Source organism: Bradyrhizobium sp. BR14999, assembly GCF_056106085.1.
The window spans coordinates 1254166-1267121 of sequence record NZ_CM148536.1; the positions used below are offsets into that span (position 1 = coordinate 1254166).

The 12956-nt window shown below is 61.8% G+C and carries 13 protein-coding genes; 3 read left to right on the top strand and 10 right to left on the bottom strand.

The window, feature by feature from the left end:
* The first annotated feature begins 97 nt into the window (after positions 1-97).
* Positions 98-1450 carry a transposase gene (locus ACR9YP_RS05895; protein ID WP_091880269.1) on the top strand — a complete coding sequence of 451 codons (1353 nt, stop codon included), beginning with the start codon at positions 98-100 and terminating at the stop codon, positions 1448-1450.
* A gap of 251 nt (positions 1451-1701) precedes the next feature.
* On the opposite strand, the gene ACR9YP_RS05900 is transcribed toward ACR9YP_RS05895, so the two are convergent.
* The 3 genes from ACR9YP_RS05900 to ACR9YP_RS05910 form a co-directional block, all read right to left on the bottom strand.
* On the bottom strand, positions 1702-1902 hold the full coding sequence (locus ACR9YP_RS05900) for a DUF6494 family protein (protein ID WP_130220955.1): 201 nt from the start codon (positions 1900-1902) through the stop codon (positions 1702-1704).
* Positions 1903-2134: 232 nt separating this feature from the next.
* Positions 2135-2512 carry a hypothetical protein gene (locus ACR9YP_RS05905; protein ID WP_474219201.1) on the bottom strand — a complete coding sequence of 126 codons (378 nt, stop codon included), beginning with the start codon at positions 2510-2512 and terminating at the stop codon, positions 2135-2137.
* A 114-nt stretch (positions 2513-2626) separates the two neighbouring features.
* The gene (locus ACR9YP_RS05910) at positions 2627-2836 is read right to left on the bottom strand and encodes a hypothetical protein (RefSeq protein WP_474219202.1); all 210 of its coding nucleotides are present in this window, start codon (positions 2834-2836) and stop codon (positions 2627-2629) included.
* Between the two features lie 182 nt (positions 2837-3018).
* On the opposite strand from ACR9YP_RS05910, the gene ACR9YP_RS05915 reads away from it, so the two are divergent.
* Positions 3019-3441 (top strand): hypothetical protein, encoded by a 423-nt coding sequence (locus ACR9YP_RS05915; RefSeq protein ID WP_474219203.1) that lies wholly within the window; start codon positions 3019-3021, stop codon positions 3439-3441.
* Between the two features lie 118 nt (positions 3442-3559).
* On the opposite strand, the gene ACR9YP_RS05920 is transcribed toward ACR9YP_RS05915, so the two are convergent.
* The 6 genes from ACR9YP_RS05920 to sdhC all read right to left on the bottom strand — a co-directional run bounded on the left by ACR9YP_RS05920 (position 3560) and on the right by sdhC (position 9781).
* Positions 3560-4912 carry a transposase gene (locus ACR9YP_RS05920; protein WP_438111506.1) on the bottom strand — a complete coding sequence of 451 codons (1353 nt, stop codon included), beginning with the start codon at positions 4910-4912 and terminating at the stop codon, positions 3560-3562.
* A 67-nt stretch (positions 4913-4979) separates the two neighbouring features.
* On the bottom strand, positions 4980-5852 hold the full coding sequence (gene ku / locus ACR9YP_RS05925; RefSeq protein ID WP_474219204.1) for a non-homologous end joining protein Ku: 873 nt from the start codon (positions 5850-5852) through the stop codon (positions 4980-4982).
* 483 nt (positions 5853-6335) lie between these two features.
* A complete protein-coding gene (locus ACR9YP_RS05930) occupies positions 6336-7118 on the bottom strand; it encodes a succinate dehydrogenase iron-sulfur subunit (protein ID WP_060734471.1) in 783 nt (260 codons plus the stop codon).
* Positions 7119-7142: 24 nt separating this feature from the next.
* Positions 7143-8978 (bottom strand): succinate dehydrogenase flavoprotein subunit, encoded by a 1836-nt coding sequence (gene sdhA / locus ACR9YP_RS05935; RefSeq protein WP_091882929.1) that lies wholly within the window; start codon positions 8976-8978, stop codon positions 7143-7145.
* A 3-nt stretch (positions 8979-8981) separates the two neighbouring features.
* Entirely contained in the window at positions 8982-9386 is a 405-nt protein-coding gene (sdhD, locus tag ACR9YP_RS05940; RefSeq protein WP_128930603.1) for a succinate dehydrogenase, hydrophobic membrane anchor protein, read from the bottom strand.
* Positions 9383-9781 carry a succinate dehydrogenase, cytochrome b556 subunit gene (gene sdhC, locus ACR9YP_RS05945; protein WP_128930604.1) on the bottom strand — a complete coding sequence of 133 codons (399 nt, stop codon included), beginning with the start codon at positions 9779-9781 and terminating at the stop codon, positions 9383-9385. Before sdhC ends, sdhD begins: the two co-directional genes overlap by 4 nt.
* Positions 9782-10288: 507 nt before the next feature.
* On the opposite strand from sdhC, the gene ACR9YP_RS05950 reads away from it, so the two are divergent.
* The gene (locus ACR9YP_RS05950; RefSeq protein ID WP_474219207.1) at positions 10289-11149 is read left to right on the top strand and encodes a sulfite exporter TauE/SafE family protein; all 861 of its coding nucleotides are present in this window, start codon (positions 10289-10291) and stop codon (positions 11147-11149) included.
* Between the two features lie 277 nt (positions 11150-11426).
* Here the strand turns inward: ACR9YP_RS05950 and ACR9YP_RS05955 are convergent, their stop codons facing one another.
* A complete protein-coding gene (locus ACR9YP_RS05955) occupies positions 11427-12956 on the bottom strand; it encodes a malonate--CoA ligase (RefSeq protein ID WP_474219208.1) in 1530 nt (509 codons plus the stop codon).

Below are 12956 nucleotides of genomic sequence, written 5' to 3' on the forward strand. Positions count from 1 at the left end.
CGTATGTCTGTTTGTGGCCGATTCTGTTGAAAAAGACGGCTGTTGCGACGCAGAGATATCAGTGATTCAGTCTGTCTAATTGGCAGGACTGAAGATCATGATGGGGCATCGGCAAGTCGAACAGACCGCGTTGTTCTATGAGTTCTCGCTCGAAAGACATATCCCGACTGATCACTTGCTGCGGTTGATTGACAGGTTTGTCGATCTTGAACAGGTCCGGCGGGACCTGGCGCCTTTCTACAGCAGCATCGGTCGGCCTTCGATCGATCCCGAGTTGATGATCCGGATGCTCCTGATCGGTTACTGCTTCGGCATCCGATCGGAGCGGCGCCTGTGCGATGAGGTTCACCTCAATTTGGCCTACCGGTGGTTTTGCCGGCTCGGTCTGGACGGGACGGTGCCGGATCATTCGACATTCTCCAAGAACAGGCACGGCCGCTTCCGGCAGAGCGACCTCTTCCGTCGCGTGTTCGAGAGCGTGCTGCGCCGCTGCATCGAGGAACGACTGGTCGGCGGTGAGGGATTTGCAGTCGATGCGAGCCTAATCAAGGCCGATGCCAATCGGCAGAAGGGGATCGAAGGCGATAAGGGACTTCCGCCGGAGGCTGCCAGCCGAGCAATCGATGAGTATCTGGCCGGCCTTGATGATGCCGCTTTCGGAGCCGCGACCGAGGTTACCCCGAAGTTCGTATCGCCTTCCGATCCGGCGGCGCGCTGGACGGGGGCGCACGGCGGCCAAGCGTTTTTCGCCTATTCGACGAACTATCTGGTCGACATCGAGAACGCGATCATCGTCGATGTTGAGGCAACGACGGCAATCCGGCAGGCGGAGGTATTGGCCGCCAAGCGCATGATTGAGCGCTCGCTGGAGCGGTTTGATCTCTATCCGAGCCGGCTGCTCGGTGACAGCGGCTATGGCTCGGCCGAGATGCTCGCCTGGCTGGTCTATGAGCACGGGATCGAGCCGCACGTTACAGTCTTCGACAAGTCGGCCCGCACAGACGGGATCTTCTCGCGCGACGACTTCACCTATGACCATGCTGGGGACATCTATCGTTGCCCTGGTGGCAACATTCTTACCACGACCGGAACGTTGGTGAATGATGGTGCTACCATGCTTTACCTCGCCAGCAAGCGCGATTGTGATCGATGCGCATTGAAGCCCCGATGCTGCCCCAAGCAGGCTTCACGGAGAGTGCCCCGCTCGATCTACGAGGGCGCTCGCGACATGGCGCGCCAGATCGCGAGATCGTGGGAGGGAGGCACCTCGCGCCGGCTCCGCAAGAAAATCGAGATGTTGTTCGCGCACCTCAAGCGCATTCTCAAGCTCGACCGTTTGCGTTTACGAGGTCCAAACGGCGCGCGCGACGAGTTCATCCTCGCAGCCACCGCCCAAAACCTTCGAAAGATGGCCAAGCTGATCCCGATGCCCACCCCGACGCTCGCATAGGGTCAGTAAGAGCAGTTCCGGCCACGTCGCGACGGAGCTATTACAACGAAATACTGCCGGCCTTTTTCAACGGAATCGACCCGTGGCTGACCTCAGCCCTGAGCGCGCCGGCGTCCGCTTCCGAGAGATGACCGACCAAGGGCATTCTGGCTGCTGAGGGCAGCCTTTGACCCGAAGCAGTCGTCGCTGGAAATCAACAGGATTGAATGCTCCACCAAGAGGGCGGCAATGCCGGGGCAGCCGGGACTTCGTCAGAGTGCGATTGTTTCCTCGACTACATGTTTCAGCGGCGTCCCCTCAGCGGACAGGGTCATTCGCAGTTTGAGCTTGCCACCTTTCACCGCCCCACTACGCACCAGGTTCTCAATTTCACGCTGCGATGTAACTCCGACATGCTTCAGAAATTTACGGATAGCCATATTGAAGCGGTCTTCATCGAACTCGGCGGTCATGGCTGTTCTCCCTAGTCGGGCAGGCGAAGTCTAACACGAGACGAGTAAAGACCAAACATCGAGGTCCAACTCGCGTCGCCGCCGGTTTTCCTCCTCAACCTGATTGCCTACAACGTCGGCCCGGAGCGAAGACTACACCGGAGGCTGCAAGGTCCGCCGTTTGAGGTGGTACCGGACACGGCTGGCGCTGTCCCCGACCGCCGCTTGGGACCCATCTGCGACATGGGCAGGTTCAGCCGACCAGCTGGCAGTGCCCGCTGATGACAGTACCGTCGCGTTTATGCGCCTTAAGCGTGCCGTCGACGCGGTTGATGAAACCTTGCCAGACAGCGGTCGGGTCGAACAGATGTTGCCAAATGTTGCCGAGTGTAAGCGCCGTCTCAAAGAACAAGTGCGTATCCGTGACGTGGACGGCCAAATTGCTTCCGAATGTCCGAGAGTGCATCGTCCCCTCGTCCAGATTAACGGTGATTTGCTCTCCGTTTATGTAGACCGAGTTGCGCTCGTCACCCGTAAGGCCTCGCGCCCAACATTTCAGATCGATCGTCTCGGCATGTGCAGCTAGTGCAGCTAGCAGCGCTGCGACGATGATGGTTGCTTTCAGCTTCACAGTTAGGTCGTCGCTTTGTGACGGCCCTGCCGGGGGGCGGACACGGCAGGGCATTCGATGACTTTGCCGAAATTTCGGTGTCGCCTTCGAAGGATGTGCAGAGGACTCAGTCGTTCAGAGATGAGCACGCGGCAATAGCCATCCCATGATCTTCTGATACGGATCGCGACGACTGCGGACGAATGCGTTCTCGTTCTGCTGAGCTGAGGTCCTGGCGAATTCAGAAATCCCCTCCATAGACTGCCGTTTATCCTTCGGAAGCTTCGCCCATTGGCGAATGATCTTTCGGCGGGCTTCGCGTTGCTTTTCCCTTACGTCAGGCATCGGGACGCTCCTTGAAGAGGATTATTCCGGTCGACCTAGTGTTGTTTGGGCTCACTGGAACTTCAACGTCCAATCAAGAACTCTTAGCCCTCTGATCGTGCAGCGTTACACACGGGAGCGAATCTCATGTTGGCTTTGCAGGCCCGACGCCCTAGAATCGCGGCAATCGCAGGACGAGCGAAATGCAGTATGTTTGCGATGCGCCGAAGGGTAAGACCTGGTTCCGTATCGAGACGGAAGGTGAAGCGGCGCATGAGTCGCGCCTGATGAACCACACAGTCGAGAAATATTTCCGCCACGAGCGGGAGAAGGCAGTCCAGTCCTGGCGTCCCGAGCGGCCCAACGCGATCGAGCGCGACATCGGCCTTGAGGCCCATGTACGGCGAGAGATGCCGCTTTTCCTCACGTTGCGCGACAGGGAGGGCAATGCACTGGCTACAGCGATGCTGCCACCCGGTGGCCAGGATCGCGGCAGGTTCCGGATCATTATCGTTGCCGCATCCAATGCCGATCCTTATCCTGAGCAGGACGCGGCCATCGCTGCACTGGGAGCGCATTTCGGTCTCACACTCGATCGCAACCGCTGCTTCCCCTACGGCCGCTAAGGAGCCTGACAAGTATCTGATTGGAGCGATGTCGGCTCATGGCCGATTCTGTTGAAAAAGGCCGGCAGTATTTCGTTGTAATAGGTCGTCGCGACGTGGCCGAACTGCTTTACCGACCCTATGCGAGCCTCGGGGTAGGCATCGGGATCAGCTTGGCCATCTTTCGAAGGTTCTGGGCGGTGGCTGCGAGGATGAACTCGTCGCGCGCGCCGTTTGGACCTCGTAAACGCAAACGATCGAGCTTGAGAATGCGCTTGAGGTGCGCGAACAACATCTCGATTTTCTTGCGGAGCCGGCGCGAGGTGCCTCCCTCCCACGATCTCGCGATCTGGCGGGCCATGTCGCGAGCGCCCTCGTAGATCGAGCGCGGCACTCTCCGTGAAGCCTGCTTGGGGCAACACCGAGCCTTCAGTGCGCATCGATCACAATCGCGCTTGCTGGCGAGGTAAAGCATGGTGGCACCATCATTCACCAACGTTCCGGTCGTGGTAAGAACTTTGCCACTAGGGCAACGATAGATGTCCCCAGCATGGTCATAGGTGAAGTCGTCGCGCGAGAAGATCCCGTCTGTGCGGGCCGACTTGTCGAAGACTGTAACGTGCGGCTCGATCCCGTGCTCATAGACCAGCCAGGCGAGCATCTCGGCCGAGCCATAGCCGCTGTCACCGAGCAGCCGGCTCGGATAGAGATCAAACCGCTCCAGCGAGCGCTCAATCATGCGCTTGGCGGCCAATACCTCCGCCTGCCGGATTGCCGTCGTTGCCTCAACATCGACGATGATCGCGTTCTCGATGTCGACCAGATAGTTCGTCGAATAGGCGAAAAATGCTTGGCCGCCGTGCGCCCCCGTCCAGCGCGCCGCCGGATCGGAAGGTGATACGAACTTCGGGGTAACCTCGGTCGCGGCTCCGAAAGCGGCATCATCAAGGACAGCCAGATACTCATCGATTGCTCGGCCGGCAGCCTCCGGCGGAAGTCCCTTGTCGCCTTCGATCCCCTTCTGCCGATTGGCATCGGCCTTGATTAGGCTCGCGTCGACGGCAAATCCTTCACCCCCGACCAGTCGCTCCTCGATGCAGCGGCTCAAGACGCTCTCGAACACACGGCGGAAGAGGTCGCTCTGCCGGAAGCGGCCATGCCTGTTCTTGGAGAATGTCGAATGATCCGGCACCGCTCCATCCAGACCGAGCCGGCAAAACCACCGGTAGGCCAAATTGAGGTGAACCTCATCGCACAAGCGCCGCTCCGATCGGATGCCGAAGCAGTAACCGATCAGGAGCATCCGGATCATCAGCTCGGGATCGATCGAAGGCCGACCGATGCTGCTGTAGAAAGGCGCCAGGTCCCGCCGGACCTGTTCAAGATCGACAAACCTGTCAATCAACCGCAGCAAGTGATCAGTCGGGACATGTCTTTCGAGCGAGAACTCATAGAACAACGCGACCTGTTCGACTTGCCGATGCCCCATCATGATCTTCAGTCCTGCCAATTAGACAGACTGAATCACCGATATCTCTGCGTCGCAACAGCTGCCTTTTTCAACAGAATCTGCCCTCGATCGACATCAGCATTTCCTTCTGGCCGGCTGCCGCCTTTCGCGGCTTCTTAGCGGGCTTTGCGGCCTTCGCCGGCGCGGCCTCCTTCCCGACGGATCGGCGCAGAGCCTCCATCAGGTCGACGACGTTGGTCGAGGCCGGCCGCTCCTTCGGCGTGATCGGCTTGCCGGCGCGCTTCTTGTTGATCAGGTCGATCAGCGCGGTCTCGTAGTGGTCCTCGAACTTCTCGGGATCGAACCGCCCCGCCTTCTGGTTCACGATGTGCTTGGCGAGATCGAGCATGTCCTTCGTGACCTTCACGTCCTGGATCTCGTCGAAATATTCCTGTTCGCTGCGCACCTCGTAGGGATAGCGCAGCAGCGTGCCGACCAGGCCCTTGTCCATCGGCTCCAGCCCGATGATGTGCTCGCGGTTGGTCAGCACGACCCGGCCGATCGCGACCTTGTTCATCTCGCGGATGGTTTCGCGGATCACCGCGAAGGCGTCGTGCCCGACCTTGCCGTCGGGGCGGATGTAGTAGGGGCGGATCAGGTAGCGCGGGTCGATGTCGGCCTTGTCGACGAACTCGTCGATCTCGATGGTCCGCGTGGATTCCAGCGCGATCTCCTCGAGCTCCTCTTTGGTGACCTCGATGAACTGGTCCTTCTCGAGCTGGTAGCCCTTGACGATGTCCTCGTTGGGCACCTCGTCGCCGGTGTCGGCATCGACCTTCAGGTACTTGATGCGATGGCCGGTCTGCCGGTTGAGCTGGTTGAACGAGATCTTCTCTGACTCGGAGGTGGCCGGATAGAGCGCGACCGGACAGGTCACCAGGGACAGACGCAGGAAGCCTTTCCAGTTGGCGCGCGGGGCCATGTTACGCTGAACTCCATGGGGGCGGGGCTTTGGATTCAAGACGAACGGCAGGCGCCAGTTCCGACATCCGCCGCGGCGCTGCGCAGATTTCTTGCATCATTCGCGATCCGTTTCTTAGGCCTATTTTCTTGAGGTTTCACAAGGTCCCCAGGGGGACGCCGATACCGCGACAAAATTCGCAATCGTGGCTTCGCGAGCGGGCCACTTGATCCGAGAGGAACGAACAGGGAACATACGAAATGCCTGCCGCACCCGACCTGTCGCGCCCGTCGAGGGCGACCTTGAACTCTCCGCCGACCAGGCCATCGAAGCTTGCGGCGGGGACGCGCGGGAGCAAGGCGGATCATCATAGGACCCGCCTTGCTTCGGCTCATTTTGGAAGTCCCCGAACTCGAAAGGACTATTTTGTCTAAGAAGAACTTTGTTGTCTAAGAAGAACTATTTTGTCTCCAGACAGGCCCGGCCGGGGCGGGAATATCCGTCTCAGATCTGGCGCTCGACCATCTTGAGCTTGAGCTCGGCGATGGCTTCGGCCGGGTTGAGGCCCTTCGGGCAGGCCTTGGCGCAGTTCATGATGGTGTGGCAGCGATAGAGGCGGAAGGGGTCCTCGAGATTGTCGAGCCGTTCGCCGGTCGCTTCATCCCGCGAATCGGACACCCAGCGGTTGGCCTGCAGCAGCGCGGCGGGGCCGAGATAGCGCTCGCTGTTCCACCAATAGCTCGGGCAGGAGGTCGAGCAGCAGGCACACAGGATGCATTCGTAGAGGCCGTCGAGCTTTTCGCGGTCCTCGTGGCTCTGGCGCCATTCCTTCTGCGGCGTCGGCGAGGTCGTCTTCAGCCACGGCTCGACCGAGGCGTACTGCGCGTAGAAATTGGTGAGGTCGGGGACGAGGTCCTTCACGACGGGCTGATGCGGCAGCGGATTGATCTTCACCGCGCCGTCCTTCACGTCGTGCATCGAGCGGGTGCAGGCCAGCGTGTTCTGGCCATCGATGTTCATGGCGCAGGAGCCGCAGACGCCTTCGCGGCAGGAGCGGCGGAAGGTCAGCGACGGGTCGATGTGGTTCTTGATCCAGATCAGGCCGTCCAGCACCATCGGACCGCAATCATTGGTGTCGACGTAATAGGTGTCGACGCTCGGATTCTTGCCGTCGTCCGGATTCCAGCGATAGACCTTGAACTCGCGGAGCTCGGTCGCGCCCGCAGGCTTCGGCCAGGTCTTGCCGCCGCTGATCTTGGAGTTCTTCGGAAGTGCGAATTCAACCATTTCGATAGGGCCTTCGCTGTTCGATCAATACACCCGCGCCTTCGGCGGAATGTACTGCACGTCGTTGGTCATGGTGTAGTCGTGAACCGGGCGGTAGTCGATCTTGACCTTGCCGGAATCGTCCAGCCAGGCCAGCGTGTGCTTCATCCAGTTCTTGTCGTCGCGCTCGGAGAAATCCTCGCGCGCATGGGCGCCGCGGCTCTCGGTCCGGTTGGCGGCCGAGTTCATGGTCACCACCGCCTGCGAGATCAGATTGTCGAATTCGAGCGTCTCGACGAGATCCGAATTCCACACCAGCGAGCGGTCGGACACCGCAATGTCGGTGATGCCGCTGTGGACCTTCGCGATCAGGTTCTGGCCTTCGCTCAAAACCTCACCGGTGCGGAACACCGCGCAGTTGTTCTGCATCACGTGCTGCATGCCCTCGCGCAGCTTCGCCGTCGGCGTGCCGCCGGAAGCGTAGCGGTAATGGTCGAGGCGGCCGAGCGCCATCTCGGCCGAGTTCGCCGGCAGCTCCGGCTGCTCGGCGTTGGGCGTCAGCTTCTCGGCGCAGCGCAGCGCCGCAGCGCGGCCGAACACGACGAGGTCGATCAGCGAGTTGGAGCCAAGGCGGTTGGCGCCGTGCACGGAAACGCAGGCGGCTTCGCCGAGCGCCATCAGGCCGGGGACCACAGCATTGTCGTCGCCGTCCTTCTTGGTCAGCACTTCGCCGTGATAATTGGTGGGAATGCCGCCCATGTTGTAGTGCGTGGTCGGCACGATCGGGATCGGCTCCCGCGTCACGTCGACATTGGCGAAGATCTTTGCGGATTCGGAGATGCCGGGCAGCCGCTCGGCCAGCACCGCGGGATCGAGGTGGTCGAGATGCAGGAAGATGTGGTCCTTCTTCTTGCCGACGCCGCGGCCCTCGCGGATCTCGATCGTCATCGCGCGCGAGACGACGTCGCGCGAGGCGAGGTCCTTCGCCGACGGCGCATAGCGCTCCATGAAGCGCTCGCCCTCGGAGTTGACGAGATAGCCGCCTTCGCCGCGCGCGCCTTCGGTGACGAGGCAGCCCGCGCCATAGATGCCGGTCGGGTGGAACTGCACGAACTCCATGTCCTGCAGCGGCAGGCCGGCGCGCAGCACCATGCCGCCGCCGTCGCCGGTGCAGGTGTGCGCCGAGGTGCAGGAGGCATAGGCGCGGCCATAGCCGCCGGTCGCCAGGATCGTGGTCTGGGCGCGGAAGCGATGCAGCGTGCCGTCGTCGAGCTTGAGCGCAATCACGCCGCGGCAGGCGCCCTGGTCGTCCATGATCAGGTCGATGGCGAAGAACTCGATGAAGAACTCGGCCGCATGGCGCAGCGACTGGCCGTACATCGTGTGCAGCATCGCGTGACCGGTACGGTCGGCGGCCGCGCAGGTGCGCTGCGCCTGACCCTTGCCGAAGTCCATGGTCATGCCGCCGAACGGGCGCTGATAGATCTTGCCGTCCTCGGTGCGCGAGAACGGCACGCCCCAATGCTCGAGCTCATAGACGGCTTCCGGCGCGTTACGCACCATGTATTCGATCGCGTCCTGGTCGCCGAGCCAGTCCGACCCCTTCACGGTGTCGTACATGTGCCAGCGCCAGTCGTCCCGGTGCATGTTGCCGAGCGCGGCCGAGATGCCGCCCTGCGCTGCAACCGTATGCGAGCGGGTCGGGAACACTTTTGTAATGCAGGCGGTGCGGAGGCCGGCTTCGCTGCAGCCGACCACGGCGCGCAGGCCCGCGCCGCCGGCGCCGACCACGACGACGTCATAGGTGTGGTCTTCGATCGGATAGGCTTTGCCGTTGGTGGCGGGAGCGCCGTTGCCCGAGCCATTCGTTGTGGTGGCCATGGGTTACACTCCGGATGACAGTTTCAGGATCGCGTAGGTCGAGGCGAGCGCCACGGCGACCGAGAAGAAGTTGTTGAGCATGATGGAGATGAGCTTCAGCTTCTCGTTATGGACGTAGTCCTCGATCACCACTTGCATGCCGATTTTCATGTGCCAGGCGCTGGCGAAGATGAAGAGGAGCAGGATCACCGCGACGGGAATGGAGCTGAGAATCTGCGCAGCGCCGATCTGGTTGCGGCCGAGCAGCATCATGATGATCACCAGCACCGGGATCATCAGCAGCGTCATGGCGACGCCGGTGATGCGCTGGCGCCAGAAATCGGACGTGCCTGAATGCGCGGCGCCGAGATTGCGGACGCGGCCAAGCGGGGTGCGCATGCTGCGCTTCGGCGTATCGGTTGCGCTCATCGTCCACCTCCGATCGCATAGGCGATGATCCAGATCAGCACCGTCAGCGCGATGCCCCCGATCAGGGCGCCCCAGGTCAGCGCTTCCCGCTCATTGGCCTTGAAGCCGTAGCCGAGATCCCAGACGAAATGCCGGATGCCGCTGAGCATATGGTGCATCAGCGCCCAAGTGTAGCCGAACACGATCAGCCGTCCGATGATGCTGCCGGCGAAGGCCTGGACGTGCGCGTAGGCGGCGGGGCCGGAAGCCGCCGCGATCAGCCACCAGACCAGCAGCAGGGTTCCGACATAGAGGGCGATACCGGTGGCGCGGTGGATGATGGACAGCGCCATCGTCAACGTCCAACGGTACACTTGCATGTGTGGTGAGAGCGGTCGTTCGATCCGTGCGGTCATGGGCTTTGATGTTGTATTGCGGCCCAACAGAAGGGCGCGCGGGGATCGGAAAGGTCGGCTCTATTTACGGAGTCGATTTCGCTGGCGCAATCACCAAATCGCCATAAATCGAACGACGGTTCAGCTCTAGAGCGTTGATGAAACAAGGCCAATCAGTGGCTTGGTATACCAGAGCGTCGGTCCGCCAACCAAGTAAAGAATTATTATTCATTTCTTCTGAGGGGCCCGAGATGCGTTGAAATTGCTATTGGAACGCCTCTAAACGGACCATCCCGTCCAAATCGGCCAGAGGTGGCCCAGTCGTCGCGCAAAAATCGTCCGCACACGCGGACGGGCCTTCCCATTCCGCTTCCGTTCGACCCCCTCGGATATGCGCACTCTGCATTCCACCCCAGCCGCGAGGTTCGGTGTGTCGACCGCGCGAATCAGATCGCCTAATGCTCCCTACGCGGCGTTCCGAAGCGACATCTCGGCGCCGCAGCGACCAGTCGCCGGGGCAGGTCAGAGGTGATTGCAGGGCTCGACATCAAGGAGATCGTGGAGCTTGCGCTGTTGCTGATCGCAACCGGCGCGCTCTCGGGATTTTTGGCCGGCGTGTTCGGCATCGGCGGCGGCGCGATTCTCGTGCCGGTGTTCTACGAATGCTTTCGCATCGCCGGCGTGCCGCTGGAGGTGCGCATGCCGCTCTGCGTCGGCACCTCGCTCGCGGTGATCATCCCGACCTCGATCCGTTCGTTTCAGGCGCACTACAAACGCGGCGCCGTCGACATGGCGATCCTGCGCGTGTGGTGGCTGCCGATCGTGATCGGCGTCATCGCCGGTAGCGTGGTCGCGCGCTACGCGCCGGAACGGCTGTTCAAGATCGTGTTCGTCGCCGTCGCCTGGTCAGCCGCGGTCCGGCTCATCTTCGCGCGCGAGACCTGGAAGCTCGGCGATGATCTGCCGAAGGGCCCATTGATGCGCGCCTACGGCTTCTGTGTCGGCATCCTCTCGACCCTGATGGGCATCGGCGGCGGCCTGTTCTCCAACCTGCTGATGACGTTCTACAGCCGTCCGATTCATCAGGCGGTCGCGACCTCGTCGGCGCTCGCGGTCTTGATCTCGATCCCCGGCGCGCTCGGCTACATCTATGCCGGCTGGCCGGCGGCGGCGAACTATCCGGCCGTCACGGCCCTGCAAATCCCATTCGCGCTCGGCTACGTCTCCCTGATCGGCGCCGTGCTGGTGATGCCGATGAGCCTCGTCACCGCACCGCTCGGCGTGAAAGCCGCGCATGCGATGTCGAAGCGGACGCTGGAGGTGGCGTTCGGGTGCTATCTGCTTATTGTCGGCAGCAGGTTTGTGATGAGCCTGGTCGGCGGGCAGTGATGGGCCTGGGCCGAAGCACGCGCCACACACTCCGCTGTCATCGCCCGACTCGATCGGGCGATCCAGTATTCCAGAGACCGCAATGATTGAGCCGAGAGGCCGCGGCGTACTGGATGCCCCGGTCCCGGCTCCGCCAAGGCTACGCCGGGGCCACAAGGGTGCTCGGCCGCCGAAGCTTTAGCGAAGGCGGCAAGCCGGGGCATGACAGCGCGTTGTGTGGTGGGTAGCTCTTCCCGATTAGAACAGAGTCGAAAGGACCGTCGCGACGAGCCCACGCCTATTTCTTCGCGTAGATATCCTTATACGTCTCGCGCAAAATGTTCTTCTGCACCTTGCCCATGGTGTTGCGCGGCAGCTCGTCGACGACGAAGACGCGCTTGGGCATCTTGAATTTGGCCAGCCGTCCGTCGAGCGCCTTCAGCACCGAGGCTTCGCTGACCTCGGCGCCCTTGTTGCAGACGAGGACGGCCGTGACGCCTTCGCCGAAATCGGCGTGGGGCACGCCGATCACGGCGGATTCGACCACGCCCGGCATGGCGTCGATCTCGCTCTCGATTTCCTTCGGATAGACGTTGAAGCCGCCGGAGATCACGAGGTCCTTGCCGCGGCCGAGAATGTGGACGTAGCCCTTGCTGTCGATCTTGCCGAGATCGCCGGTGATGAAGAAGCCGTCAGGTCGGAATTCGGCCTTGGTCTTCTCCGGCATGCGCCAGTAACCCCTAAATACGTTCGGGCCCTTCACCTCGATCATGCCGATTTCTTCGCGCGGCAGTTCCTTCGCCGTCTCGGGGTCGGTGACGCGCAACGAGACGCCCGGCAGCGGGAAGCCAACTGCGCCGGGCACGCGCTCGCCGTCATAGGGGTTCGACGTGTTCATGTTGGTCTCGGTCATGCCATAGCGCTCGAGCACCGCATGGCCTGTGCGCGCCGACCATTCACGGTGGGTCTCCGCCAGCAGCGGGGCCGAGCCCGAGATGAACAGGCGCATGTGCTTCGCGGTCTCGCGCGACAGCGCGGGGTTCTGCAGCAGCCGTGTGTAGAAGGTCGGAACGCCCATCAGCACGGTGGCCCGCGCCATCAGCTTGATGATCAAATCCGGATCGAGCTTCGGCAGGAAGATCATCGACGCGCGCGCGAACAGCGTCACGTTGGTCGCAACGAACAGGCCGTGGGTGTGGTAGATCGGCAGCGCGTGGATCAAGACGTCCTTGTCGGTGAAGCGCCAGTAGCCGACGAGGCTGAGCGAGTTCGACGCCAGATTGTCGTGGGTGAGCATCGCGCCCTTGGAGCGGCCCGTGGTGCCGGATGTGTAGAGGATCGCGGCGAGGTCGTCGCTTGCGCGCGGCACCGTTACGAATTCGCCGCTTGCCTTGTCGGCGGCGTCCGTCAGCGAGCCCTTGCCGTCAGGCCCGAGCGTTTCGACCTTGGCTTTTACCTTGGCGGCGATCGGGGCGAGGCCTTCCGCCTTGGAGGGATCGCAAACCACCAGCGACGGCTCGGCATCGCCGATGAAGTAGTCGAGCTCATTCAGCGTATAGGCGGTGTTCAGCGGCAGATAGACCGCGCCGGCCCGCACGGTGGCCAGATACAGCACGATGTTGGCGACCGATTTCTCCACCTGCACCGCGACGCGATCGCCGGGCTTCACGCCGCGTGCGACCAGCACATTCGCCATCTGCCCCGCGCGCGCGATCAGATCGCCATAGCTGATACGGGCGCCGTCATGCGTCTCGATCGCGAGGCGCTTGGGATCGTCCAGGCCGTCGAACAGGCGGGAAAACAGATTGGCGTTGGCAGCTTGGTTCAT